Source organism: Allobosea sp. 2RAB26 (assembly GCF_052115465.1).
Classification (GTDB): Bacteria; Pseudomonadota; Alphaproteobacteria; order Rhizobiales; family Beijerinckiaceae; genus Allobosea.
Map to the genome: position 1 here is coordinate 79,397 of NZ_JBFRGS010000013.1, position 26,967 is coordinate 106,363.

19 protein-coding genes are annotated in these 26,967 nt (G+C 66.1%); 13 read left to right on the forward strand and 6 right to left on the reverse strand.

Annotation, left to right across the window (positions count from 1 at the left end):
- Positions 1-7: 7 nt before the first annotated feature.
- Entirely contained in the window at positions 8-1,618 is a 1,611-nt protein-coding gene (locus AB4118_RS23365) for a phosphoenolpyruvate carboxykinase (RefSeq protein WP_441492058.1), read from the reverse strand.
- 193 nt (positions 1,619-1,811) lie between these two features.
- Complete coding sequence (locus tag AB4118_RS23370; RefSeq protein ID WP_141740036.1) at positions 1,812-2,591, reverse strand: HugZ family pyridoxamine 5'-phosphate oxidase; 780 nt, start codon at positions 2,589-2,591, stop codon at positions 1,812-1,814.
- A gap of 202 nt (positions 2,592-2,793) precedes the next feature.
- Between AB4118_RS23370 and AB4118_RS23375 the strand changes: the two genes are divergently transcribed.
- The 12 genes from AB4118_RS23375 (at position 2,794) to trxA (ending at position 20,604) form a co-directional block, all read left to right on the forward strand.
- Entirely contained in the window at positions 2,794-3,495 is a 702-nt protein-coding gene (locus AB4118_RS23375) for a response regulator transcription factor (RefSeq protein WP_113515657.1), read from the forward strand.
- A gap of 72 nt (positions 3,496-3,567) precedes the next feature.
- Positions 3,568-5,364: a stimulus-sensing domain-containing protein gene (locus AB4118_RS23380; RefSeq protein ID WP_441491984.1), complete on the forward strand. Its 1,797-nt coding sequence runs from the start codon at positions 3,568-3,570 to the stop codon at positions 5,362-5,364.
- A 9-nt stretch (positions 5,365-5,373) separates the two neighbouring features.
- Positions 5,374-5,841, forward strand: a complete 468-nt coding sequence (locus AB4118_RS23385) for a hypothetical protein (RefSeq protein ID WP_441491985.1) — start codon at positions 5,374-5,376, stop codon at positions 5,839-5,841.
- Between the two features lie 110 nt (positions 5,842-5,951).
- On the forward strand, positions 5,952-6,353 hold the full coding sequence (locus AB4118_RS23390; protein WP_043234821.1) for a PTS sugar transporter subunit IIA: 402 nt from the start codon (positions 5,952-5,954) through the stop codon (positions 6,351-6,353).
- Between the two features lies 1 nt (position 6,354).
- Positions 6,355-6,690: an HPr family phosphocarrier protein gene (locus AB4118_RS23395; RefSeq protein WP_069878534.1), complete on the forward strand. Its 336-nt coding sequence runs from the start codon at positions 6,355-6,357 to the stop codon at positions 6,688-6,690.
- A 290-nt stretch (positions 6,691-6,980) separates the two neighbouring features.
- Entirely contained in the window at positions 6,981-8,381 is a 1,401-nt protein-coding gene (gene ahcY / locus AB4118_RS23400) for an adenosylhomocysteinase (RefSeq protein WP_113515661.1), read from the forward strand.
- Between the two features lie 497 nt (positions 8,382-8,878).
- Positions 8,879-11,245, forward strand: a complete 2,367-nt coding sequence (locus AB4118_RS23405) for a sensor histidine kinase (protein WP_441491986.1) — start codon at positions 8,879-8,881, stop codon at positions 11,243-11,245.
- A complete protein-coding gene (tsaE, locus tag AB4118_RS23410; protein WP_441491987.1) occupies positions 11,242-12,795 on the forward strand; it encodes a tRNA (adenosine(37)-N6)-threonylcarbamoyltransferase complex ATPase subunit type 1 TsaE in 1,554 nt (517 codons plus the stop codon). Before AB4118_RS23405 ends, tsaE begins: the two co-directional genes overlap by 4 nt.
- Before the next feature lie 108 nt (positions 12,796-12,903).
- The gene (locus AB4118_RS23415) at positions 12,904-13,611 is read left to right on the forward strand and encodes a nucleotidyltransferase family protein (protein ID WP_441492059.1); all 708 of its coding nucleotides are present in this window, start codon (positions 12,904-12,906) and stop codon (positions 13,609-13,611) included.
- On the forward strand, positions 13,604-16,714 hold the full coding sequence (addB, locus tag AB4118_RS23420) for a double-strand break repair protein AddB (RefSeq protein ID WP_441491988.1): 3,111 nt from the start codon (positions 13,604-13,606) through the stop codon (positions 16,712-16,714). Before AB4118_RS23415 ends, addB begins: the two co-directional genes overlap by 8 nt.
- A complete protein-coding gene (gene addA / locus AB4118_RS23425; RefSeq protein WP_441491989.1) occupies positions 16,711-20,175 on the forward strand; it encodes a double-strand break repair helicase AddA in 3,465 nt (1,154 codons plus the stop codon). Before addB ends, addA begins: the two co-directional genes overlap by 4 nt.
- Before the next feature lie 108 nt (positions 20,176-20,283).
- Complete coding sequence (trxA, locus tag AB4118_RS23430) at positions 20,284-20,604, forward strand: thioredoxin (protein ID WP_043235061.1); 321 nt, start codon at positions 20,284-20,286, stop codon at positions 20,602-20,604.
- Positions 20,605-20,699: 95 nt separating this feature from the next.
- Here trxA and AB4118_RS23435 read toward each other — a convergent pair whose 3' ends face one another.
- Positions 20,700-21,098: a DoxX family protein gene (locus tag AB4118_RS23435; protein WP_441491990.1), complete on the reverse strand. Its 399-nt coding sequence runs from the start codon at positions 21,096-21,098 to the stop codon at positions 20,700-20,702.
- A 328-nt stretch (positions 21,099-21,426) separates the two neighbouring features.
- Between AB4118_RS23435 and AB4118_RS23440 the strand changes: the two genes are divergently transcribed.
- Entirely contained in the window at positions 21,427-23,592 is a 2,166-nt protein-coding gene (locus AB4118_RS23440; RefSeq protein ID WP_441491991.1) for a transglycosylase domain-containing protein, read from the forward strand.
- Positions 23,593-23,598: 6 nt separating this feature from the next.
- Here the strand turns inward: AB4118_RS23440 and AB4118_RS23445 are convergent, their stop codons facing one another.
- The 3 genes from AB4118_RS23445 to AB4118_RS23455 all read right to left on the reverse strand — a co-directional run bounded on the left by AB4118_RS23445 (position 23,599) and on the right by AB4118_RS23455 (position 26,962).
- A complete protein-coding gene (locus AB4118_RS23445; protein ID WP_441491992.1) occupies positions 23,599-24,795 on the reverse strand; it encodes a multidrug effflux MFS transporter in 1,197 nt (398 codons plus the stop codon).
- A gap of 82 nt (positions 24,796-24,877) precedes the next feature.
- Positions 24,878-25,618 (reverse strand): M48 family metallopeptidase, encoded by a 741-nt coding sequence (locus AB4118_RS23450; protein WP_441491993.1) that lies wholly within the window; start codon positions 25,616-25,618, stop codon positions 24,878-24,880.
- 42 nt (positions 25,619-25,660) lie between these two features.
- A complete protein-coding gene (locus AB4118_RS23455) occupies positions 25,661-26,962 on the reverse strand; it encodes a polyhydroxyalkanoate depolymerase (RefSeq protein ID WP_441491994.1) in 1,302 nt (433 codons plus the stop codon).
- Positions 26,963-26,967: the final 5 nt, after the last annotated feature.

Sequence of the window (26,967 nt, forward strand, 5' to 3'; positions counted from 1 at the left end):
TCGGGCGTCACGCCGCGAGCGAACTGGTCGGCGCTGCCGCCTTCACGGCATCATCGACATGGCTCTCGAAACGCTTGAAGTTCTCACGGAACATGCCGACGAGCGTCTTGGCGGTTTCGGCGAACTCGGCCTTATCCTGCCAGGTCTTGACGGGATAGAGGATGTGCGGCTCGACGCCGGGCACCGAGGTCGGCACCGCGAAGCCGAAATAAGGATCGCGGCGGAAATCGGCGCGGTTGAGCGAGCCGTCCAGCGCCGCCGACAGCAGGCGGCGGGTGACGCGGATCGGCATGCGCCGGCCGGTACCGTACTTGCCGCCGGTCCAGCCGGTGTTCACCAGCCAGCAATCGACATGGTGCTTGGCGATGAAGTCGCGCAGCAGATTGGCGTATTCCGACGGGTGACGCGGCAGGAAGGGCGAGCCGAAGCAGGTCGAGAACTCCGGCTCGACGCCGACAAGGCCGCGCTCCGTGCCGGCGACCTTGGCGGTGTAGCCGGAGAGGAAATGGTACATCGCCTCGGCCGGGGTCAGCTTGGCGATCGGCGGCATCACGCCGAACGCGTCGGCCGTCAGCATCACGATGTTCTTGGGCGTGCCGGCCCGGCCGGTGCGCGACGCATTCGGGATGAAATCGAGCGGATAGGCCGAGCGGGTGTTCTCGGTCTTGCTCTGGTCATCGAAATCCACAACTCGGCTGATCGGGTCGAGCACGACATTTTCGAGCACGGTGCCGAAACGCTGCGAAGCAGCATAGATCTGCGGCTCGGCCTCGGCCGAGAGCTTGATCGTCTTGGCGTAGCAGCCACCCTCGAAATTGAAGATGCCGTCCTTCGACCAGCCATGCTCGTCATCGCCGATGAGCGTGCGGTCAGGGTCTGCCGACAGCGTGGTCTTGCCGGTGCCGGAGAGCCCGAAGAAGATCGCCGGGTCTTCATTGCGGCCGACATTCGCCGAGCAATGCATCGGCACGACACCCTTGGTGGGCAGGATGTAGTTCAGATAGGTGAAGACCGATTTCTTCATCTCGCCGGCATAGGCGGAGCCGCCGATCAGCACGATCTTGCGGGTGAAATCGATGGCGACGACGGTCTCGCTGCGGCAGCCATGGCGCTTGGGATCGGCCTTGAAGCTGGGGAGATCGACAATTGTCATCTCCGGCACATAGGTCGGAATCTCTTCCGGAGCCGGGCGGATGAGAAGGTTGCGGATGAAGAGCGAGTGCCAGGCGAACTCCGTGAAGACGCGAGCCTTGACACGATGCACCGGGTCGGCGCCGCCATAGAGATCCTGGGCAAAGAGTTCCTTGCCTTCGGCGTGGCTGATGAAATCAGCGAGCAAGGTCTCGAACTGCGCCGGCGTGATCGCGCCGTTGTTCTCCCACCAGACGGTTCCTTCCGTCAGCGCATCCTTGACGACGAACTTGTCCTTCGGAGACCGGCCGGTATGGCTGCCGGTATCGGCGCAGAGCGCACCGCCATGGGCGATCTCGGACTCGCCGCGCCGCAGCGACTCCTCGTAAAGGCGCGCCGCTTCGAAGTTCCAGCGCACCGCCTTGAGCTTGCGGAAGCCGAATGTGTCGGCGCCGCAGGCGGTGTTGAAGTGACCGATGGTCTCCACAGGCATTCTCCCAAACGGCGCCCTTCGACGCCTTGTTTCGACATGGCGGACTGTGCTTCCGCCACCGTGGGCGAGATCAAGTGCGGCGCTCTTTAAGCGCATGGCGGCGCCGGCTCAAGTCACCGACGAAACTTGAGCAGGCACAAGCTTCCCTAAATCGATTGAATAATCCGAGCCCTCCGGCACAGCGTCATCAGGCCGCAGCTCGGGCCTTCTGGGCCAGCGCCACCAGCGCGGCACGCAACGCCCCCGGGCTGGTCACACGCTCGGGAAAGACAAGGCGCGCCGCAGCATCGCCGCAGACAAGATCAAGCCCTTCGGGGTCGAGTCCCGTCGCCCGCCAGCGCCCCTCCGCCTCACCCAGCAGCCGCGTCGCATACAGCGCGAGCGCGTCCGCATGGTCCTCGTTCATATGTGCGACGGCGCCGTCCTCGGCCTCGATCAGCGCATCGCACCCCGTCAGGTCGAGCAGGACGTCACCTGTCGCGATCTCGGCTGCGCGGGCAAACCCGCCATTGGGATGGAGCCCGGAGACCTCGAGCCGGAAGAGCGAAAAATCGGGGAAATCAATGTAGAGCTTCGACTTGGGGTGACGCGCCAGGAACCGGCGCCGCGCCCGCGGATCGTCGGTGCGCAGGGCACGCCCGGCCACGCTGACGCGCTTCGAGTTGGCCATGGGGTCGCCCTTCCCCAACGCAAAGCACAGGATCGAGCAGCGCGGATCGGCATCGAGATTGCGCGTATGCAATGCGAGCTTCGAGAGCAGAAGAAGCGGCGTTCCATCGACATCGGTCGCGACATTCACGAGAGTCGACAACGGAAATCCGCTTGCCGGGTCAAGGGTCGCCAGCGGCGCCGTGCGAGCAATGCGCAGCAGCTCGCGCGCCATCGCGACCGCATCGAAGGAATCCGGCGCCGTGCCCCCGAGTTCGACGCCGCGCGGCGTGATCGCCTGTCCCTGAACCTCAGACATCGCACGCTCCTCACCCTCAAAAATCGGCCTTGGCGAGCCGCACCAGCCGAAGCCGCCGACAGCCGCTCCGGACCCTTTCGGCATAACAACGCGTTAGGCTGTAGCGAAACCGTCACGGCACCGCTAGATTGCAGCCACGGTTTGGCCGCTCTCTCGCGAGAGTGGACCCGTCATTGCAACGCGGCCCAGAGACGTAAAGCCCATGCCAACCATTGCGCTGGTCGATGACGACCGCAACATCCTGACCTCGGTCTCCATCGCCCTCGAGGCCGAAGGATACCGGATCATGACCTATACGGACGGGGCATCGGCGCTTGATGGGCTGAAGCAGAACCCGCCGGATCTGGCGATCTTCGATATCAAGATGCCACGCATGGACGGGATGGAGCTGCTTCGGCGGCTCAGGCAGAAATCCGACCTGCCGGTGATCTTCCTGACGTCGAAGGACGAGGAGATCGACGAGCTCTTTGGCCTGAAGATGGGCGCGGATGACTTCATCCGGAAGCCGTTCTCACAGCGACTGCTGGTCGAGCGCGTCAAGGCGATCCTGCGCCGCGCAGGCGCCAAGGATGTCAGCGCGCCAGCGCGGCCGGAAGACGCCAAGGCCCTGGAGCGCGGCCAGTTGCGCATGGACCCGGAGCGTCATACCTGCACCTGGAAGGGCGAGCCGGTCACGCTGACCGTCACCGAATTCCTGATCCTGCAGTCGCTGGCACAGCGTCCCGGCGTGGTGAAAAGCCGCAACGCCCTGATGGACGCCGCCTATGACGACGAGGTCTATGTCGACGACCGCACCATCGACAGCCATATCAAGCGGCTGCGCAAGAAGTTCAATCAGGTCGATGCCGAGTTCGACATGATCGAGACGCTGTACGGTGTCGGTTACCGCTTCAAGGAGATGTGAGAATCGCGATCGATGCCTTGACCTGCTCCGAGGGACACTTAACGGCCTTCGTGGAATTGGAACGCATCACGCATGGCGACGATTGAACAGGACAGACCCCGCGCCGAAGGCCGCCGCAGCCGTCCGGCGCTGCGGCGGCGCGTAGCGCTTGCGGGACGGCATGCCTGGCGCGCCATCTCGTCGCGCGCGGCCTCCAGCCTGACGCGTCGCATCGTCGTCCTCAATCTCGCCGGGCTCGTGGCACTGCTGCTCGGCTTTCTCTACCTCAATCAGTTCCGCGAAGGATTGATCGAGTCCCGGGTGCAAAGCCTGCTGACGCAGGGCGAGATCATTGCCGCCTCGATCGCGGCCTCCGCGACGGTCGAGACCGACACGATCACCATCGACGCCGATAAGTTGCTGCAGCTGCAAGCAGGTGAGAGCGCCGGCATTGCCGATGATCCGCTCGATTTCTCGATCAATCCCGAGAAAGTGGCGCCGCTGCTCAGGCGCCTGGTGACGCCGACCAAGACCCGTGCCCGCGTCTATGACAAGGACGGGATGCTGACGCTCGATTCGCGCAATCTCTATTCGCGCGGCGACGTGCTCCGGCTCGACTTGCCGCGCCTCGGCGAGCAGGACGAGGCGCCCTTGCTCGAGCGCACATGGAACATGCTGCGCAGCCGGCTCGGGCGTGCCGACGTGCCGGCCTATGACGATTTCGCCAATGCCAATGGCAAGTCCTATCCGGAGGTGGCACGCGCCTTGAGCGGCGTTCCAGCCAGTGTCGTGCGCGTCAATACGCGCGGGCAGACCATCGTCTCCGTCGCCGTGCCGGTCCAGCGCTTCCGGACCGTACGCGGAGCGCTTCTGCTCTCGACCCAAGGCGGCGACATCGACGGCATCATCGCCGGCGAACGCTACGCCATCATCCAGGTCTTTGCCGTTGCTGCGGGCGTGATGATCGTGCTGTCGGTGCTGCTGGCCGGCACGATCGCCGAGCCGATCCGCAAGCTCGCCGACGCTGCGCAGCGCGTGCGCAAGGGCGTGAAGTCGCGCGAGGAAATTCCCGATTTCACCAATCGCCACGACGAGATCGGACACCTGTCAGGCTCGCTGCGCGACATGACAAAGGCGCTCTACAACCGCATCGAGGCGATCGAGAGCTTCGCCGCCGATGTCGCCCATGAGCTCAAAAACCCGCTCACCTCACTGCGCAGTGCCGTGGAAACGCTGCCGCGCGTGAAGAACGACGATTCCCGCGGCCGGCTGCTCGCCGTGATCCAGCATGATGTCCGGCGCCTCGACCGCCTGATCTCGGATATTTCGGATGCGTCGCGGCTCGACGCGGAGCTGGCACGCAACGATGCCGCCCCCGTCGACATGGCCCAGGTCTTGGAAGCCGTGGTCAGCTTGCAGAACCAGACGCGTCGGGATGGCCAGCCCGGCATCGAGCTTTCGGTCGAGCGGCGCGGGCAGCGCCCTGGCGGACGTCAGGACTTCCTGGTGATGGGCCATGATTCCCGGCTCGGCCAGGTCATGGTCAATCTCATCGACAACGCCCGTTCCTTCTCGCAGCCCGACAAGCCCGTGCGCGTCATACTGTCGCGCGTCGGGCCCGATGTGCTGATCAGCGTCGAGGATGACGGGCCGGGCATCCCGCCCCACGCCATCGAGCGCATCTTCGAGCGCTTCTATACCGACCGACCGGACGAGGGCTTCGGGCAGAATTCCGGGCTCGGCCTTTCGATCTCACGCCAGATCGTCGAAGCCCATCGCGGCAGCATTCGGGCCGAGAACCGGCTCGACCGCTCGACCGGAGCTGAAGACCCGCCACGGCTCGGTGCCCGCTTCGTCGTACGGCTGCCTGCCGTTCAGCACATCGCCTGAGTTGCCGCCATGGACAATGCCAACACGGCCGCAACCGGCGAACGCGTGCATGCCAGCACGATTGCGATTGGAGAGGCCGGAATCATCATCCGCGGCCCATCCGGCGCCGGAAAATCGGTTCTGGCGCTGGCCCTCATCGCGCTCGCCAGGCAGGACGGCCTGTTTGCGCGCCTGGTCGCCGACGACCGGACCGAACTGAATGCGACTGGCGGCAGGTTGGTCGGCTACCCCGTCTCCCCGCTGGAGGGACTGATCGAGCGACGCGGTCTCGGCCTCACGCCCGAGCCCTACTTGCCCGGCGTCGTGATCCGGCTGATTGTCGATTGCAGTGGCGAGGAGCCGGAACGCATGCCTGAGCCGGAAGCGCTGGTGGAACGCCTGGCAGGTATCGACCTGCCGCGGCTGACCGTGAAGGGTCGGGCCGGTGACGAGCGGCTTGTCCTCACCGCCCTGCGCCTGTTCATGGGAGATGCGTGAGCCTTGTTTTCGACAAGATTCAATCCAGCTGTCTTGCCTAACCCGCGCGCCTGCCGCATAAACCGCGACCTTGTCCGGGCGCCTGCAAGCGCTCTCCGGTGCGATAGTGAATGATCGGACTCGTCCTTGTGACGCATGGGCATCTGGCGACCGAGTTCCGCTCAGCGCTCGAACATGTCGTCGGCCCCCAGCAAAACCTCGCCACCATCGCCATCGCCCCCGATGACGACATGGAGGCCCGTCGACGCGACATCATCGCGGCGGTCGAAGCCGTCGAGAACGGCAAGGGCGTGATCGTTCTCACCGACATGTTCGGTGGCACGCCCTCGAATCTGGCCATCTCGGTGATGGAACCCGGGCGGATCGACGTCGTGGCCGGGATCAACCTGCCGATGTTGATCAAGCTCGCCAGCGTGCGCGAGGAGAAGACCCTCGACGAGGCCGTAACCAGCGCGCAGGATGCCGGCCGAAAATACATCACCGTAGCCAGCCGGGTTCTGGCGGGAAAATAGGATGAGCGGCCAGGTGAGCAGCAGCGAAGACGATTGTGATTGCCCGGAGACGGCGATCCCGAACGGCGCGCTTTATTGCGAACTGCCGATCGTCAACAAGAAGGGGCTGCACGCCCGCGCCACGGCGAAATTCGTGCAGTGCGCCTCGAATTTCGACGCCGACATTACCGTGACCCGCTGCGGCGAGACCGTCGGCGCGACCTCGATCATGGGTATCCTGACGCTCGGCGCCGGCATCGGCTCGACCATCACCGTCGTCGCCAAGGGCCGTGACGCCCAGGAGGCGCTGAAGGCGCTCGAAGCGCTGGTCGCCGACAAGTTCGGCGAAGGCGAATAGACTGAGGCGCCGACCGCGCTCCCTTCCAGGTCGCCTGAGGTCGGATTTTGCTGCGCTCGGCCTGAGATGCGCTGGTGGCAAACCGTCCCCTCCCTTCCCGGACTGCTGACTTCTGATGGCAAGCACGCGACAATGCCCGATGCGGGCATCTGACGGGCGAGGTTCGCGCATGTCGCGCCGCGCTCATTCCCGGCGCATATAAAGACATCTTTATATCTTTGATTGCCTTCTGACGCCGTCGCTGCTAGAGAGCCGCGCGTCATTCAAGATCAAGCCATTGGAGCAGCCCCGTGTCGAAGCACGATTACGTCGTCAAGGACATCAGCCTCGCGGATTACGGCCGCAAGGAAATCAACATGGCCCAGGACGAGATGCCGGGCCTGATGGCGATCCGCGCCGAGCATAAGGGCAAGGCCCCGCTCAAGGGCGCCCGCATCGCCGGCTGCCTGCACATGACCATTCAGACCGCCGTGCTGATCGAGACGCTGAAGGAACTCGGCGCCGACGTGCGCTGGTCGTCCTGCAACATCTTCTCGACCCAGGACCATGCCGCCGCCGCGATCGCCGCGACCGGCACCCCGGTCTTCGCCATCAAGGGCGAGACGCTGGAGGAGTATTGGGAATACGTCCTGCGCACCGCGACATGGGGTGACGGCGGCACGCCGAACATGATCCTCGACGATGGCGGCGACCTGACCATGCTGATCATCCTCGGTGCCGAGGCCGAGGCCGGCAAGGCCGAATTCCTGGACAAGCCGGGCAACGAGGAAGAGACGATCTTCTTCAAGCTGATCAAGCGGGAGCTCAAGGCCAATCCAGGCTGGTTCACCAAGACCCGCGCCGCGATCAAGGGCGTCTCGGAAGAGACCACCACCGGCGTGCACCGCCTCTACGAGCTGGCCAAGGCCGGCCGCATGCCCTTCCCGGCGATCAACGTCAACGACTCCGTCACCAAGTCGAAGTTCGACAACCTCTATGGCTGCCGTGAATCGCTGGTCGACGCCATCCGCCGCGGCACCGACGTGATGATGTCGGGCAAGGTCGCGGTCGTCGCCGGCTATGGCGACGTCGGCAAGGGCTCGGCCGCTTCGCTGCGCCAGGCCGGCTGCCGCGTGCTCGTCACCGAGATCGACCCCATCTGCGCGCTGCAGGCGGCGATGGAAGGCTACGAGGTCGTGACCATGGAAGATGCTGCGCCCCGCGCCGACATCTTCGTGACCGCCACCGGCAATCTCGACGTCATCACCGTCGAGCACATGCGCGCCATGAAGCACCGCGCCATTGTCTGCAATATCGGCCATTTCGACTCGGAGATTCAGGTCGCCGGCCTGAAGAACTTCAAGTGGGACAACGTCAAGCCGCAGGTCGACGAGGTCGAGTTCCCCGACGGCAAGCGCATCATCCTGCTCTCGGAAGGTCGCCTGGTGAATCTCGGCAACGCCACCGGCCACCCGTCCTTCGTGATGTCCTGCTCGTTCTCGAACCAGACGCTGGCCCAGATCGAGCTCTGGAACCACCACGCCAAGTACGAGAACAAGGTCTACACGCTGCCGAAGCATCTCGACGAGAAGGTCGCGGCGCTCCACCTCGCCAAGGTCGGGGCCAAGCTGACTGTGCTCAACGATGCGCAGGCGAAGTATCTGGGCCTGGCCCCGACCGGCCCGTTCAAGCCCGAGCTCTACCGCTACTGACACGCCAACAGGCGTAAAGTTGAAGAAGCCCGGCGTTCGCGCCGGGCTTTTTTGCATCTGACTGACCTCTCATTATTGCAAGAAGACACCACTAATAGACAGTGCCCTACAGCCAGGCTCAATTTGTTGATTTCTTGGCCAGGGGCGGCACTCGGTCGCGATTTTCCACGCATTTACCTGCCATTAAGCACTTCCTGCCGGACTCCACCGGTGATTAGAGTGGAGCTGATTCGGGCCCGCTGCGTTCGCGCGAGGTCGAGCAAGCTCAAACGGGTTGGTGTGGTGGTGTGCGTGCGTCCGGTTCGGGCTGCGGCGCCTCGATCGGCTTTCCACCTTGGCCGTTCAACGCCAGGGTCGGGTTCAGACTAAGTGACGGAAGCAGAATGAGACGAGCGGGGCGAAAGAGACGGAACGGAGATGCGGGGCGCCACAGCGCACTGCTCCCAGGCCTCGCCGTCGGCAGCATTCCGCTTCCGGCGCTCGCACAAACCGAGATCATGGCTCCGCTCCCGGCAGGTGCGCTTGGTGCCGGCAGCCTTTCGATCGTCCTGGCCGGGCTTGTGGTCTTCGCGGCAACAACCTCGATCATCTATGTGCGCGAGCGGGGACGCTGGCAGCGCCGTGAAGGAGAGCTCGCGAGCGAACTGGAAGCGGCCCGCAGCCACCAGGAACGCCTGGGTGCGCTGCTCGCCTCCGATGCCCAGGTCGTGGTGAGCTGGAACGGAAAGAACGCCGAGCCGATCTTCGAGGGCGACAGCGGCTTTCTCGGCGCGCCCGGCGCTGCGCTGGCCCTTGCCTATGGCAGCTGGGCCCCTCCCGCCGACGCCAAGCGCCTGGAACTCGCCACCGACGCATTGAAGGAGCGCGGCGAAGCCTTCGGCTTCACGCTCAGGAGTCGCTCCGGCCCGTTCATCGATGTCGAAGGCCGCCCCGTCGCAGGGCGTGCGGTGATCCGTTTCCGCCAGGTCAGCGGCGAGCGGGCCCGGGTCATGGCGCTGCAAAGCGAACTTGAGCATGTCACCGCCGATCATGCAGCGCTCTCCACCTTGCTGGCTGGCCTGCCGCAACCGGTCTGGACCCGCAATGCCGACGGTCGCCTGAGCTGGGCCAATGCCGCCTATGCCCGCGCGGTCGAAGCTGCCGGCGGCAGCGAGGCGGTGAAGGGCGGCCTCGAGCTGCTCGACCGCAATGAACGGGAGAACGCAGCCAAGGCGCGCAGCGAAGGGCGCCCGTTCGCAACACGCGCTCCGGCCGTGGTAGCCGGCCAGCGGCATACGCTCGACATCCTGGAAATGCCGACGCCGGCCGGCTTTGCCGGCATCGCGACCGACATGAGCGAGCTTGAGGCCGTTCGCGCCGACCTGCAGCGCCAGATGGATGCGCATGTGCGCACGCTCGACCGGCTGAAGACGGCCGTTGCCGTGTTCGATGCCTCACAACGGCTGGTCTACAGCAATTCCGGGTTCGAGACGCTCTGGTCGCTCGACTCCGCCTTCCTCGAAGGCAAGCCCAGCGATAGCGAAATCCTCGACCGGCTGAGAGCCGAGCGCCGCCTGCCTGAACTCGGCGACTACCGCAGCTGGAAGGCTGCGGTGCAGGCCACCTATACAAGCCCGCGTGCCAGCGAGGACTGGTGGTATCTGCCGGACGGGCGGACGATCCATGTCGTCTCGAGCCCCAACCCGCAAGGCGGCGTCACCTATCTCTTCGATGACGTGACCGAACGCTTCACGCTCGAATCCCGATTCAATGCGCTGTCACGCACGCAACGGGAAACGCTGGACTCGCTGCGCGAGGGCGTCGCGGTGTTCGGTTCGGACGGCCGGCTCAAGCTCTCCAACCCCGCCTTCGCCCAGGCCTGGAAGATCCACGGCGACCTGGCCGGAGCCACGCCGCATATCGACGAGGTGGTCCGGCTCTGCCGGCCGCTCTATCCGCATGACGATGTCTGGACGGAGCTGCAGAGCGTCATCACCGGCGTGCGCGATGCGCGTGAGGACTATGGCTGCCGGATGGAGCGTCGTGACGGCACCGTGCTCGATTGCGCCGCCGCGCCGTTGCCGGACGGAGCGACGCTGATCACCTTCGCCGACGTCACCGCAAGCGTGAATGTCGAACGTGCCCTGACCGAAAAGAACGAAGCCCTGGAGAAGGTGTCGCGGCTGCGCGAGGATTTCGTCCACCACGTCTCCTACGAGCTGCGCTCGCCGCTGACCAACATCATCGGCTTCGCGCAATTGCTCGGCGCCGAGACGATCGGTGCGCTCAACGAGAAACAACGCGACTATACCGGCCATATCGTGCGCTCGTCCGGCGCACTGCTCGCGATCATCAATGACATTCTCGACCTCGCCTCGATCGACAACGGCGCTTTGGCGCTCGAATTCCAGGAAGTCGATGTCGCCGAGACCATTGCCCAGGCGACGGCCGGCCTGCACGACCGCCTGATCGACAGCAAGCTGACCCTCAAGGTCGATATCGCGCCCCAGACCGGCCCCTTGAGGGCAGATGGCCGCAGGTTGCGGCAGGTGCTGTTCAACCTGATCTCGAACGCGATCGGCTTCTCCGCTCCCGGCCAGACCATCGGGGTCACGGCCGGACGCCTCGGCGGCGATGTCCGCATCACCGTCGCCGACGAAGGCCGCGGCATCCCGGCCGAGGTCAAGGACAAGGTGTTCGACCGCTTCGAGAGCCATTCTCTCGGCTCCAAGCATCGCGGCGTCGGACTTGGCCTCTCCATCGTGCGTTCGATCGTCGAGCTGCATGGTGGCCATGTCGAGCTCGATTCTGCGCCAGGGCAGGGCACGCGGGTCACCGCGGTGTTTCCCTCGGAAGGCATGCCGCTCTCGGATGCCGCTGAATGACAGAGGATACCGTGAAGACAGGCGGGCATCGGCTGACGCTGGCCGGTGAAGCCGCCACGGTGCGGCTCGGCCGCGATCTCGCCGCGATCCTCAAGCCCGGCGATATCGTGGCGATCTCCGGCCATCTCGGCGCCGGCAAGTCGTTGCTGGCGCGCGCTATCCTGCGCGAGCTTGCCGACAACCCGGACCTGGAGGCTCCGAGCCCGACCTTCACCCTGGTGCAGAGCTACGACACGCTGCGCGGCAGCGTGATCCATGCCGATCTCTACCGGGTGCGATCCCCCGACGAGCTCGATGATATCGGGCTGATCGAGGATCTCGACCGCATCATCACGCTGGTCGAGTGGCCGGACCGGGCCGGTACGCGGCTGCCTGCCGGTCGGCGGCTCGACATCGTGCTCGACGTCGACCCAAAGGCGCCCGAGACCGGGCGGATCGCCAGTCTCGCGGGCGGTGTGCTCTGGCGCTCGCGCCTTGCCATCGCGATCGCAGCGCGGCGATTGATCGACTCTGCCGGATGGGGTGAGGCCAAGCGCGACTTCATGCTCGGCGACGCCTCGACCCGCGCCTATGAGCGGCTGACGCGTCCGGATGGACAAACCGCCATCCTGATGATTTCGCCGCCGCGCGCGGACGGCCCCGCGATCCGCCTCGGCAAGCCTTACAGCGCCATCGCGCACCTGGCGGAATCGGTCGATGCCTTCGTCGGCATGGATCGCGGCCTGCGCTCGCTGACCTATTCGGCCCCCGACATCTTTGCCCAGGACCTCGAGACCGGCCTCCTGCTGATCGAGGACCTCGGTGACGAAGGCGTGCTCGACGAGAACGGACCGATTCCCGAACGCTATGAGGCCGCCGCACGCCTGCTGGCCGACATGCATCGCCACACCTTGCCGGCGATCCTGCCGGTCGCCGACGGACGCGACTACATCGTGCCGGACTATGATCGGGGTGCGCTCTCGATCGAGACCGAACTCGTGCTCGAATGGTACGCCCCGCATATTGCCGGCGTGACCTTGCCGGCGGTGACTCATGCCGAATTCAGCCGCATCTGGAGCAAGCTGTTCGACGAAATCCTCGCCGCACCATCGACCTGGACGCTCCGCGACTTCCACTCCCCCAACCTGATCTGGCTGCCGAAGCGTGAAGGACACGCCAAGCTCGGTCTGATCGACTTCCAGGACGCCGTGCTCGGCCACCCCGCCTATGATCTGGTCTCGCTGGGACAGGACGCGCGCGTTGACGTGCCGGCGGCGCTGGAACTCAAGCTGCTTGCCGCCTATGGCTCGGCGCGGCGGGCGGCGGACGAGAGCTTCGATCTCGCCGGCTTCGCTCGCGCCTATGCGATCCTGGGCGCACAGCGCAACACCAAGATTGCCGGGATCTTCGCACGCCTCGACAAGCGCGACGGCAAGCCTGCCTATCTCAAGCACCTGCCGCGAATCGAAACGTACTTGCGCCGCAACCTCGAGCACCCAGCGCTCGAAGAGCTGAAGGCCTGGTATCAGGCCCATCTGCCGAAGCTGTTCGAGACAGCCGAGAGCCCCTGAGAGGTCGTCCGCGACAAGCGCGACCGCGACGCGCTATGGATCGCACAGGTTCATCACAATCGGGAGATTCGCGTGACTGAGACGGGTTCGCGGCCGATCCGCCGGGCCATGGTGCTGGCGGCAGGCATTGGCCAGCGCATGCGCCCAATCACCGACAGCCTGCCGAAGCCCTTGGTCCGGATCGGCGGCAAGGCAATGCTCGATCACGCGCTCGACCGGCTCGCCGAAGCCGGCGCCACCGAGGCGGTCGTCAATGTCCACCATCTCGCCGAACAGATCGAGGCTCACCTCGCCGGGCGCACGCATCCCCGGATCGTCATCTCGGACGAGCGCGACGAGCTGCTCGAAACCGGCGGCGGCGTGAAGAAGGCCCTCCCGCTGCTCGGCGGCGAACCCTTCTTCCACGTCAACTCCGACTCGCTCTGGAGCGAGACCGGCATCTCCAACATTGCGGCCATGGCCGAGGCCTGGACGCCGGCGGAGATGGACATGCTGATGCTGCTGGCCCGGCGCGAGGACAGTGTCGGCTTCGACGGCGCCGGCGACTTCTTCCAGGATGCGGACGGCCGGCTGACACGGCGCGGACAGGCGCCAACGGCCCCCGTCGTCTATGCCGGGGTGATCATCATGAAACCCGAGATCTTTGCCGACACCCCCGAGGGCTCGTTCTCGCTCAACCTGCTCTTCGACCGGCTCATCGCACGAAAGCGCCTGTTCGGACATGTTCTGCAGGGCCAGTGGCTGCATGTCGGCACGCCGGAAGCGATCGCGCCGGCAGAAGCCGCATTCGCGGCCGCCCAGAGCTTCCATGGCTGAGCTCAACCTGTTCACCATCCCCGCCGGCACAGCGTTTCTCGACGTGCTGGCGCAGGCGGTGCTGGACGGACGATTCGGTCAGGTCTACGCGCCGGATGAGCCGGCAGCGATGGCTCGTGCGACGCTCTATCTCCCGACGCGCCGTGCAGCGCGGGCCCTGGTCGCCGGCCTGTCCGCGAGGCTTGGCGGCAAGCCGCTGCTGCTGCCGCGAATCGTGCCGCTCGGCGATGTCGACGAGGCCGAGACGGCGCTGATCGGCGCGGGCGGCTGGGATGGCGCGCGCGTCGGGCCGATCGACCCGCTGGCGCGGCGGATGCTGCTGGCGCGGTTGGTCGATAGCTGGGGACGCACGGCGAACCGCAGCCACCTGAAGCTCGACCCGTCAGAGCCCTCGCTCGTGCCTTCAACGCTGGCCGAGGCCTGGGGGCTGGCTGGCGACCTCGCCGCCCTGCTCGACCAGATGCAGACCGAAGGCGTGCCGGTCGAGCGGCTGGCGACCCTTGACGCCGCTCGTTTCGACAAGGTTTGGCAGCTCAATGCGAGCTTCCTAGCCATCCTGGGCGAGGCTTGGCCGAAGATCCTCGAAAGCCGCGATGCCTGCGATCCTGCCGATTTTCGCAACCGCATGCTCGAAGCCGAACGCCAACGCCTGCTTTCCGGCAGCGTGACCGGGCCTATCATTGCTGCGGGCTCCACGGGCACGATCCCGGCCACCGCCCGGCTTCTCGCAGCGATCGCGGGGATGCCCAATGGCGCGGTCGTACTGCCCGATCTCGACCTCGACCTGGCTCAGCTTGCCTGGGAGGCGATCGAGAAGGAGCCTGCACCGTCCCACCCGCAGGCGGCATTGTATCGGCTGCTCCAGACATTGAAGGCCGGCCGTGACGACGCCCAGCCGCTGGCGAGGCCGGAACCGGGCCTCGCGGCCCGGGCGGCGTTGCTGCGCGAGGCGATGCTTCCGGCATCGGTCACGGAATTCTGGGCCGATCTCGCGACCCGCGTTTCCCCGGGCGAGGCTGAAGCAGCCTTCGATGGGATCAGCATCGTGGAGACCGCCGACGAGCGCGAGGAGGCGCTGGCAGTCGCCATCGCGCTCCGTGAAACACTGGAGCAGGACGGCAAGCACGCCGCACTGATCACTCCCGATCGCGGCCTCGCCGAACGAGTCGTCGTGGAACTCCGGCGCTGGGGCATCGAAGCCGATGATTCCGCTGGCCTGCCGCTCGCGCGCTGGCCGGCCGGCGCCCTGCTGCGCCTCCTCCTGGAGGCTGCGCGAGCCCAGATGATGCCGGCGAGCCTCGTTCCCTTGCTCGCCCACCCGCTTTGCCGGCTCGGACTGTCGCGACAGACCGTGGCGCAGGGCGCGGCGGCGCTCGAGATCGGCGCCTGGCGGGGCGAGGCTGTCACAAAGGGATTTGCGGGCCTGCGCAACAGTTTTGCGGCGGTTCCGGGACTGATGCAGGACCGGCATGCGCCTGCGCCGCGCAGGCGCCTGAACAGCGCGGATCTCGCCGCCGCGGGCCTGGTTCTCGACGCCCTCGAGGCCGCCATGGCGCCGCTGCTCGCAGCACTGGCCGCCCCGCTGCCTGCCTTCGCTACTGTGGTGACGGCAAGTCGCGATGCCCTGGTCGCACTCAGTCGGGCGGAGAGTGGCGCCACGCTCGCCTTCGTCGGGCCGGACGGCGAGGCCCTTGCAGGGCTGTTCGACCAGATCGACGGCGCCCTCCCCGATGCTCCCGAGGCCGGCCATCCCCGCGATGTCATTGCGATCCTCGACAGCCTGCTGGCCGAGACATCGGTCCGACGCAGCGGGACGGGCCATCCTCGCGTCAAGATCTGGGGCTTGCTGGAAGCGCGCCTGCTGGAAGCCGACCATGTCGTGCTGGGCGGCCTCGTCGAGTCCGTCTGGCCTCCGGAGGCCAAGACCGATTCCTTCCTGAACCGGCCGATGCGGGCCGAACTGGGCTTGAGCGCTCCCGAGCGGCGCATCGGCCAGACCGCGCATGATTTCATCCAGGGCGCGATGGCGCAGCGGGTGACCCTGACCCGCGCGCGCAAGGCCGGCGAGGCCGAGACCATCGCCTCGCGCTTCTGGCAAAGGCTCAAGGCCGTGACCCCTCAGGATGTCTGGAACGGGGCCGCGGCCAGGGGAGCCCGCCTGACCGGGCTTGCTTCACTCCTGAGCAAACCCGCCGACGCCAAACCAATCGGCCGCCCTGCTCCGCGGCCCGCGCGCCAGCTCCAGCCCGTCGCGCTCAGCGTCACCGAGGTCGAGACGCTCTACCGCGACCCCTACCAGATCTTTGCCCGCAAGATCCTGAAGCTCGACGCCCTTCCCGAGCTCGTTGGCGACCCCGGCGCCAGCGATCGCGGCAACCTGATGCATGATATTGTCGGGACTTTCGCGGAGACCTATCCGGAGCAATTGCCGGCCGACTCACTCAATCACCTGATCGCGATCGGCAAGCGCCTGTTCCAGGCGTTTGACGATACACCCGAGGTCCGCGCCTTTTGGTGGCCGCGCTTCCTCCTGACCGCCAGTCATTTCATCGGCTGGGAGGAGCGCCGGCGCGGCGAGCTGGCACGGGTTGCAGTCGAACGCGGTACCGCGGCGACGTTCAAGCTGCCGGACGGCGCGGAATTCAGACTGAGCGGGCGGGCCGACCGAATCGAGATCACGCGGCAGCCCTCGCTGCGCATCATCGACTTCAAGACCGGAGCTCCACCAAGCAAGGCGCAGGTCGAGAAGGGTTTTGCGCCGCAATTGACACTGGAAGCCGAGCTCGCGGCGCGATCCGGATTTCGCGAGGATATCGCTCCTGCACCGGTCGACGCGCTGCTCTATCTCAAGCTCCATCACGATCCGAAGGGTTGGGCCAAGGACAAGCCGCTCGAGTTCGATGGCGAGCCTCTGGCCGATGTCGCCGCGCGCCATCTCGAACGGCTGATCGAGCATCTCCATGCGCTTCGCAGCGGGCGCGAAGCCTATGTCTCGCGGCGCGCGCCCGACTACATCAAATATGCCAGCCCCTACGACCAGCTCGCGCGGGTCAAGGAGTGGTCGGCGGCACCGGGTGGCGACGAGCCCGGAGGCGAAACATGAAGCCCGGCTGGATCGTTCCCCCGCAGACCAACCAACGCCAGGCACTTGCCGCCCGGCCCGATCTCAGCGCCTGGGTTTCGGCCAATGCCGGTTCAGGCAAGACGCATGTGCTGGTCAACCGCGTGTTGCGACTGCTGCTCGACGGCGTCGCGCCGGCCCGGATGCTCTGCATCACCTACACCAAGGCGGCGGCCGCCAATATGGCGAACCGCGTGTTCAAGGCGCTCGGCGCCTGGGCGACCATGCCGGATGAGGCCCTTTCCGCGGCGCTCCAAAGCCTGACCGGCGAGCGCGCGACGGCGCGGCAGCAGGCAAGCGCTCGCCGGCTGTTCGCGGAGGCGCTGGAGACGCCGGGTGGGCTCAGGATCGAGACCATCCACGCCTTCTGCACGCGCGTTCTGCAATCTGCGCCCTTCGAGGCGAACGTACCGCCGCGCTTCGAGGTTGCCGACGATCTCGCGCAGGCCGAGCTGCTGCACGACGCAAGGCGCGAATTGCTCGCGGCCATTGCCGCCGATCCTGCCGGCGCGGAGGCACAGGCGCTCGACCTGCTGGCCAGGCAGGCGGCGCAGGACACCTTTGACGCGATGATGCAGGAGGCTTTGCGCCAGCGCACCCTGTTCAGCGACGCAGACGGCCGCGCACGCTCGGCGCAGGAGATGCGCACGGGCATTTCGGGTTTCCTGGGAATTGCACCGGACCTGACGAATGACGAGGTGCTGGCCGATTTCCGACGCGATCTTGCCTCCGTTCCAGGACTTGCCGCTCTCGTCTCGGCGCTGGAAGCCGGTAGCGCGACCCGGCAGAAATTTGCGGCTGCGCTGCGCAGCCTGACGGCGCAGCAATTCGAGGGCGACCCGATCGCAACCTGCCGCTCCGGCTTCATCACGGCCGAAGGCACGGTCAACGCGCATATCAGGGGCAAGGGCAAATCCGAGCTCGAGCCGGCGCTGATGGCCGTGCTCGACACTCTTGCCGACCTCCTGCTCGGCGCAGTCGACCAGCTCAACGCCATTGCCATCCGCGACCGCAGCCACGCGCTCGCGCTGCTGGTGACACGGATGCTCGCCTCTTATCAGCGGCTGAAGAGCGAGCGCTCGCTGCTGGACTATGACGACCTGATCGCCAAGACGCGCTCCCTGCTCTCGCGGGTCGAGGCCGCCTGGGTGCTCTACAAGCTCGATGCCGGCATCGATCACATCCTGCTCGACGAGGCCCAGGACACCAGCGAGGCGCAATGGGCGATCCTGGGCGCGCTCGCCGACGAGTTCACGGGCGGACGGGACACGCGCGCAGAGAGCCCAAAGCCCCGGACTATCTTCGTCGTCGGCGATGAGAAGCAGTCGATCTACGGCTTCCAGGGTGCCGCGCCGAGCGCCTTCGGCGAGCAGCGGACCCGGCTCGGGCTGAACATCCGGCAGGCGCAGCTCGCATTCGAGGCGGTGAGCCTCAACACCTCCTTCCGCTCGGCGCCCGACATCATGCGGGCGGTGGACATCGTCTTCGCGGTGGCGGAGCACGCCCGCGGGCTGGTCTTCGACGGCAGCGCCCGGCCGGAGGTGCATGACACCGTGCGCCAGGGCGACCCCGGCGCAGTCGATCTCTGGCCGCTATCGGCCGACGACCAGAGCGAGCCGCCGGATGCCTGGACGACTCCGGTCGACGCGCCCGAGCAGCGTAGCGGGACCGTGAAGCTCGCAACGCGCATCGCCGGCGTGCTGGCACGCTGGACGCGCAGCGGGCAGGATGATCTCGGACACGGCTTCAAGCCCGGCGACGTCATGATCCTGCTGCGCCAGCGCGGGCCGCTGTTCGAGGCGATCGTCAAAGCCCTGAAGGATGCGGGCGTGCCGGTGACCGGTCGCGATCGCTTGAGCCTCGCGACACATCCCGCGGTCGAAGACCTCGTCGCACTCGGCCGGGCGCTGCTCCTGCCCGATGACGACCTGTCGCTGGCCATCGCGCTGAAGACGCCGCTGCTTGGCCTCGACGACGACGATCTGATGCGCTTCGCGCCGGAGCGAAAGGGCTCGCTGCGCGGTGCCCTGCACGGCATCGGCGAGTGCGAGCCGCGCTTTGCCGCCATCGAAGCACGACTCTCCCAACTCGGTGACGACGCACGGCGCATCGGGCCATTTCGCTTCTTTGCGCAGCTGCTCGGGCCGGAAGGCGGGCGCAATCTCGCTCTGGCTCGGCTAGGCGCCGAGGCCGGCGACGCGCTCGACGCCTTTCTCAACGCGGCGCTGGACTATGAGCGACGACACGGCCCATCGCTTGCCGGCTTCCTGCACCACATCACCCAGGCCGGAACCGAGGTTAAGCGCGATCTTTCCAGCAGCGCAGGCGAAGTGCGCGTCATGACCGTGCACGGCTCGAAGGGATTGGAGGCGAAAGTCGTGATCCTCGCCGATCTCGCCCCCGAGCCGGGCGCCAAGCGCTTGCCGAAGATTCTCGCGGTGGAACCTCCCAGGGGCAAACTCGTGCCGATCTGGCCCCCGGCCAGGGCAGACGATGCGGAGGCGACCCGCAGGGCGAAGGCGCAGGTCGTCGACCAGCTTGCGGAGGAACATCATCGCCTCCTCTATGTCGCGATGACCCGGGCCGAGGACCGACTGATCGTCTGCGGAGCGCAAGCCAAAGGCGAGGCGCCGCCCGGAAGCTGGTATGCGATGATCGAAAGCGGACTTTCGCTCGCGACATCGGGCCTGCAGGAGGTCGCCGCACCGGACGGGGTCGGCACGATCCGGCGCTTCATGGTCTCGGCACCAAAGCCCACCGGTCCTGTGGAGGAGGCGCAGTCCAAGCCGGCGCTCGCCGAACCCGGCTGGCTCCGCGCCTCCGCGCCCGCCGAACAGGAACCGTTGCCACCGCTCAAGCCGTCGAATGCGATCAGCGCCGCCGACGCGGCCGAGCGGCCGGGCGACGGCCCATTCCTTGCCGAGGCAGCGCAAGCCGGCCGGCTGGCGCATCTGCTCCTGCAGATCCTGCCGGATGTCGACGCGCCGGGCCGCAACGCGACGGCACAGGCACTCGCCGCCCTGCGCGGAGCTGGTTTGCCTTACGCACGACGCCAGGAGGTCATCGGCCAGACCCTGGCTTTGCTTCGCGACCCTGCGCTTTCCGCCCTGTTTTCATCCGGATCGCTGGCTGAGGTTCCGATTGCCGGCGAGATCACGCTTGCGAATGGTGCAGTGCGCGCCGTCTCGGGCCAGATCGACCGGCTCGCCGTCACGGAGAACGAGGTACTGATCGCCGACTTCAAGACGGCGTCGCGCCCGCCGGCCGATGAATCGGCGATCCCGCCCGCGACGCAAGCCCAGCTCGCCGTCTATCGCGCCCTGATCGGGCAAATCTATCCGGGGCGGCAGGTGCGGACCCTGGTGATCTACACCGCGACGCTCGCGACACTGGAGCCGCAAGCCGCTGCGCTCGATGCCGTTCTGGCGAATTTGGCAGGGTAGCCCTGCTTCAATGCAAGGCCGACGAAACTTGACCCGGGCTGCCGGCGTTCATAGCTTCGGTGTCGAATGCAGCAGTGCTGCGAACTGCTTTTGAAAGGCGAAGAAGCCATGGCGACGAACAAGGTAACCGATGCGAGCTTCGAGGCGGATGTCCTCAAGTCGAGCGAGCCGGTCGTGGTCGATTTCTGGGCCGAGTGGTGCGGCCCCTGCCGGATGATCGGCCCAGCGCTCGAGGAGATCGCCGGTGAGATGGCCGGCAAGGTCAAGATCGTGAAGATGAATGTCGATGAAAACCAGGCCATTCCCGCCCAGTTCGGCATTCGCTCGATCCCGACCCTGATGCTGTTCAAGGACGGCAAGCTGGCCTCGCAGAAGGTCGGCGCGGCCCCTAAGAGCGACCTTTCGCGCTGGATTTCGGCCTCTGTCTGAGTTCTATCGGCCTGTCGGGCCAAAAAATCAGCCCGCCTTCCCTGGGGGAGGCGGGCTTTTCTTTTGGGCGAATGGCGCGCCGTTCCGTCGAAGAATCAGCCCTTCGAGCGGGAATCGACGCTCCAGGCGCCAGCACCGGCGAAGACCAGGTAAAGGAAGATGAAGCAGTAGAGGATCGCCGCATCGCCGCCATTAAGCAGCGGGTAAATGCTGCGCGGTGCGTGGAACATCCAGTAAGCATAGGCCATTTCGCCAGCCAGCACGAAGGCGACAGGACGGGTCCACAGGCCGATCAGGATCAGGAAACCGCCAACAGCCTCCAGAATGGCGCCGAACCAGAACAGAGTGAAGGCGGCGGGCAGGCCGCTGGCTGGCGCGGCCGGGAAACCAAAGAGCTTCTGAGTGCCATGGATGATGAAGATCAGCGCGGTCACGATGCGCAAAACGGCGAGAGCCTGCGGGGCAAAGCGGCTCAGGGGGTTGGAGGCTTGCATTCGGACATAACCTTCTAGGTCGCGGAGGCTCGAGTACGTCGGAACAGGCTGGATTCGTGCCGAATTGCGGCATTGCATCTGGGCTGCGCGGCGAAGTTGTCGGGTTTCACGCGATTTTCAATTCACAAGAACGTTTGCACTGCAACATTCCCCGGCGAAGTGCCATGGCTGGCGCATTTGCCACAAATCCGAGTGATCGCTGCTCCGGGCCCGTGCTGGAATCTGGTTTCCCTTAACCGGCCCTTAAAAGCGCCATGTTTGACTCCTGTGTGAAGCTCGCGCGTTTTCGGTGCAAAGGGCGCGGTTTCACGGGGCTGAACGGGGCAGAATGAACGATCGGGCGAGACGAGGCGGCGAACGGCGCGAGCCGTCCTTCGAGGGTGGGCGGAGCGAGAGTTCCGACGCCTTCGACATGCGCCTCTCCGCCGATGATCGCTCGAGCCGCAGCCATCGCGGCGCCGCACGTCAGGAGCCGAGAGAAGAGATGCCGAAGATCCGCAAGGGCGGGGGCGGAAATGGCGGGGGCCGGCGGCGTGGCCGCAAGCGCCGCTCCTTCCTCGGCCGGATGATGTACTGGACGCTGGTCCTCGGACTCTGGTGCGTCATCGGTGTCGGCGGGCTGGTGGCCTATCACGCGGCGCAATTGCCGCCGATCAATCAGCTCACCGTGCCAAAGCGTCCGCCGAATGTCGCGATCCTCGCCGCCGACGGCTCGCTGCTCGCCAATCGCGGCGAGACCGGCGGGCGTACCGTGACGCTTGGCGAGATTCCGCCCTATCTGCCCAAGGCCTTCGTCGCGATCGAGGATCGACGCTTCTACGAGCATTTCGGCATCGACCCGATCGGCATCGCCCGCGCCATGGTGCGCAACGTCACCAACCGGGGTGGTGGCGTCCAGGGCGGCTCCACCCTGACGCAGCAGCTTGCCAAGAACCTGTTCCTGACCCAGGACCGCACCGCCGCGCGCAAGATCCAGGAAGCGATCCTGGCGCTGTGGCTGGAGCAGACCTACAGCAAGGACCAGATCCTCGAGCTCTATCTCAACCGCGTCTATTTCGGCTCCGGCGCCTATGGCGTCGAGGCGGCGGCGCAGCGCTATTTCAACAAGTCCGCCCGCTCGGTCACCGTCCCCGAAGCCGCCATGCTGGCGGGCCTGGTACAGGCACCGTCGCGGCTGGCGCCCAACCGCAATCCGGATGCGGCCGAGAAACGGGCGCAGCTCGTGATCGCCGCGATGGCCGAGCAGGGCTTTGTCTCGCAGGCTGCGGCGAAATCGGCACTGGTCGCCCCGGCGGAAGCGGCCGAACGTGTCGGCGCCGGCTCGGTGAACTATGCGGCCGACTACGTCATGGACGTGCTCGACGACTTCATCGGTGCGGTCGAGGGCGACGTCTCGGTGCTGACGACGATCGATCCAAAGCTGCAGGCCGCGGCCGAAACGACCCTTGTCGAGTCTCTGGCCGCGCAGGGCGGGAAGCTGAATGCCAGCCAGGGCGCCGTCGTTTCCATGGCGCCGGACGGGGCTCTGCGCGCGCTGATCGGCGGACGCGACTACACCAAGAGCCAGTTCAACCGCGCGACCGCCGCCAAGCGCCAGCCAGGCTCATCCTTCAAGCCCTTCGTCTATCTGACTGCAATCGAGCATGGCCTGACGCCGGACACGATCCGCGACGACTCCCCGGTCTCGATCAAGGGCTGGCAGCCGGAGAACAACAGCCGCACCTATCGCGGCCCGGTGACCCTGCAGACCGCCTTCGCCCATTCGATCAACACCGTCGCGGTGAAGCTGAACCAGGAGGTGACGCCGAAGGAAGTCGTGCGCACCGCGCAGCGGCTCGGCATTTCCTCGGGCCTCCAGGCCAATGGCTCGCTCGCACTCGGTACCTCGGAAGTGACGCCGATCGAGCTCACCACGGCCTATGCCAGCTTCGCCAATGGCGGGCAGTCCGTGCTGCCCTATGTCATCCGAGAGGTGAAATCCGTCTCGGGCAAGGTGATCTACGCCCGCAAGGCGACGAGTTTCGGGACAGTCGTGCAGCCGCAGGTGCTGCCGATGGTCAACGCCATGTTCCACGAGACCATGGCCAGCGGCTCGGGCAGCAAGGGCAATCTCGCCGGTTGGGAAGTCGGCGGCAAGTCGGGAACCACGCAGGATTTCCGCGATGCCTGGTTCGTCGGTTTCACCTCCAAGCTGGTGACCGCCGTCTGGATCGGCAATGACGACAACAGCGCCATGAAGCGGGTCTATGGCAGCGGATTGCCACTCGAAGTCTGGGGCAAGTACATGAAGGCCGCCCATGTCGGCCTGCAGCCATCGCCGCTGCCGGGTGGGTTGTGGCGCGCGGGGCCGAAATCGATCTTCGATGGCGGCGCGCCAGTGGCCGGCATGCAGCCGCCGGCACAGACCCAGACAGCGGGCGCTGGCTCGGACCGCGCCTGGGTGCCGCCTGCGCCGCAGGAGAAGAACTTCCTTGAGCGGCTGTTCGGCGGCTGAGCCTTTTCAGGCCTTGGCCGCTCGCAGCTTGCGCGAGGCGTGAAACAGGACCAGTGCCGACACGCCGAGCAGCGACATCATCGCCGGCAGCGGCAGCGCGGAGTCGGTCAGCAGCTTGCCGACGACAAGACCGACACAGGCCGAGAACAGCATCTGGCAGAGCCCGACGAAGGATGATGCAGCACCAGCGCGATCCGGAAACGGCATGAGCGCCGAGGCCTGCGCCTGGGGCATGCTGAGCCCGATCCCGATCGAATAGATCGCCCAGGGTATCGTGACGCCGAGGGGGCCGCCAAAGCCGGCGGTGAGGCAGAGCAGCATGCTCAGCCCGCCCGCAGCCAGGAAGGCCACGCCGATCGCAATGACGCCGTCGAGCCCACGCCGGCCGACGAGACGCTGGGCGATGATGGTGCCCAGGATGAAGCCGAGCACCCCGAACCCGAAGGACAGGCCGTAATCGCGCGGCGACAGGCCATAGATGCTGATCAGCACGAAGGACGAGCCGGAGATGAAGGCGAAGAGTCCGCCATAGGCCAAGGCCGTGATCGCGACATAGACACGATAGGGACGGTTCCTGAGCAAGACGCCGAAGCTGCGGAAAATCGCCAGCAGCGACAGCCGCTCCGATGAACGCGCGCGGATGGTTTCCGGCAGGAACAGGATGATCACGACCGCCAGCAGCAGCGCGAGGGCTAGCGTCGCGACAAAGGTCGAGCGCCAGCCAAAGGCCGCCTGCAGGATGCCGCCGACCGCCGGCGCAATGGCCGGGACCAACCCCATGATCATGCCCATGCGGGCGAATTCCCGGCCGGCGCGGGGCCCCTCATAGAGATCCCTGACCATGGCCCGGCCGAGCACGATCGGCCCGGACGCGCCCAATGCCTGCAAGACCCGGCCGGCCACCAGCCACTCGATCGAAGGCGCAAGCGCGCAGAGCAGGGTCGCGATCAGGAAAAGCGCCAGGCCGGTGAGAAGCACGGGTTTGCGCCCCAACCGATCCGAGAGCGGCCCCCAGACGATCTGGCCTCCGGCGAAACCGAACAGAAAGGCGGAGAGCGTCGCCTGCGCCCCTGCAACGTCGGTGCCCATGACACGAACGATCTCGGGCAGGGACGGCAAATAGAAATCGGTCGAGAGCGGCCCGAGGGCCGTCAGCATGGCAAGGACCGCGGTCATTGCGAGCGTGTCGGGGCGCAGCTTCACGAGACCATCCCTGTTTCGGCTGATGCCGGGTTAGGGGAGGTTGCGCCTCAAGTCGAGCCGGACGCCTCCGGCCACGACAGCCTCAGCCGTAGCCGTGCAGCCCTGCGCCATGGCGCTTCAGCCAGGCTTCCGCTTCTTCCGTCCGCGGGCAGAGCTTGTGGGTCAGCGCCCAGAAGCGATGGGAATGGTTCATCTCCTTGAGATGCGCGACTTCGTGGGCCGCGAGATAGTCCAGCACCAGTGGCGGGGCGAGGATCAGGCGCCAGGAGAAATTCAGGTGCCCCCTCGACGAACAGGAGCCCCAGCGGCTCGTGGTGTCGCGGATGGTGATCTTGCGGGCGGGGATGCCGAGTGTTCCCGTATGGTGCCTGACCGCACGCTCCAGATCCTCGAGTGCGGCGCGGCGCAGGAAATCCTTGACCCGACGCGCGACATGGGCGGCTTCGCCGGCGACCGCGATGATGGCGGTGCCATCCTTGTCGATTGTGGCGTGGGTGATGCCGCGCACCTTCGACCAATGCACGATCCGGTGGGGCGCGCCGCGAAAGGGCACGACCTGTCCCGGCTCAAAGGGCACCGAAAGCGGACGCTTGGCGAGCTTTGCCGCGATCCAGCCGCCATGATTCTCGGCGAAGATCTTACCGGTGAGGAAGTCTGCGCGTTCCGGCAGCGTCAGCGTGATCTCGCCGGTCGCCTGCGAGACACGCAGCGTCATCCGCCGAGCGGCAGCGCGCCGCTTCACCGCAACGGAGAACAGCGTGCCGCCATGAGCGACCTCGATCCGATCCGGATCAGGCTGGCGCTTGAACAGGGAGAGCCGCATCGCCCGCAATTGTGCTGGATTCGCGGGCGATGCGGAAGGGCTTCAGTTCGCGATCTTCAAGGCCTTGCGCGCGACGGCCGCGCTGTCGTCCCGGCGCACCTTGGCTGCCTCCATGTCGAGGCTGACCATGAAGTCGGAAATGCGGGGCGCGATTTCGGCGCGGAAGCGCGAACCGTTGAAGACGCCGTAATGGCCGACGCCCTTCTGGAGGTAATGCACGCGCTTGTCGGCCGGGATATTGGCGCATAGATCATGGGCGGCCTGAGTCTGGCCGACGCCCGAGATATCGTCGTTCTCGCCCTCGACCGTCATCAGCGCAACGCGACGAATGGCCTTCAGATCAACCGGCTTCTCGCGATGCATCATCGTGCCCTTGGGCAGGGCATGCTGAACGAATACGGTATCGACCGTCTGGAGATAGAACTCCGCCGTCAGGTCCATGACCGCGAGATACTCGTCATAGAAATCGCGGTGCTTCTCGGCCGAATCGCCATCCCCGGCGATGAGGTGCTTGTACATCTCGTAGTGAGCCGAGACATGTCGGTCGATGTTCATGGCCATGAAGCCCGATAGCTGCATGAAGCCGGGATAAACCTCCCGGAAGGCGCCCATATGCGGGAACGGCACCATGGTGATGCAATTGCGGCGGAACCATTCGGTCCCGCGCTCCATAGCTAGCTGGTTGACTGCGGTCGGCGAGCGGCGGGTATCGATCGGACCACCCATCAGGGTCATCGACCGCGGCGCATTGGGATCATTCTCCGCTTCCATCCGCGCGATCGCGGCAATCACCGGAACCGCAGGCTGGCAGACGGCCATGACATGGGTGTCGGGGCCGAGCGTCTGGAGCATGCCGACGACGTAGTCGATATAATCGTCGAGATCGAAGCGACCGGCGGCGAGCGGCACCAGGCGGGCATCCGTCCAGTCGGTGATGTAGACCTCATGGCCAGGCAGGAACGCCTCGACCGTGCCGCGCAGCAGCGTGGCATAGTGGCCCGACATCGGGGCAACCAGCAGCACCTTGGGCTGCGGCTTGCGACGCCCGGCGATCTTGCGGTCGAAATAGACCAGCTTGCAGAAGGGCCGCTCCCAGACGACGCGTTCCTCGACGGCGACCTTGACGCCGCCAATCGTGGTCTCGTTCAGGTCGAAGGCGGGCTTGCCATAGCGGCGCGTCATCCGTTCGAACAGTTCACAGGACGCAGCGACCGTGCGGCCGAGCGGCGTGTAGGTCAGCGGATTGGCTGGGTTCTTGAACGCCAGCTGCAGCGCATCCGACATGCCACGAACGGGCGCGACCATCGTATGAACCGCTTCGTAGGCGTGATAAGCGAACGACATGGCAG